Raw genomic sequence first — 228 nt, forward strand, 5'->3', positions numbered from 1 at the left:
GGTAAACGAAGACATAATCCGGTCCACCAATCAGCGACAGACGCAACTCGCCCGCCACGGCGACAAGGAGGATCGCCAGGAGGCCGATGGCCGTCGTCAGCAGCGCGGCGCGACTAAGGACAAGCCGGACCGCGGCTGCATCCCTCGTCGCGGTCAGCTTCGCCCTCTCCGGATAGAGCGCCCGGGCGAGGGAGGTTACCGGCTTGGTCAGCGCCGTCCCGAGTTGCA

Annotated in this window: 1 protein-coding gene; it reads right to left on the reverse strand. The window is 66.7% G+C overall.

Annotation, left to right across the window (positions count from 1 at the left end; all coding sequences use genetic code 11):
• A partial coding sequence (locus JMJ56_RS33530; RefSeq protein ID WP_202836169.1) for a hypothetical protein occupies nt 1–228 on the reverse strand: 228 nt, incomplete at both ends.

The organism is Belnapia arida (genome assembly GCF_016773205.1).
In the GTDB taxonomy this organism is placed as follows: Bacteria; Pseudomonadota; Alphaproteobacteria; order Acetobacterales; family Acetobacteraceae; genus Belnapia; species Belnapia arida.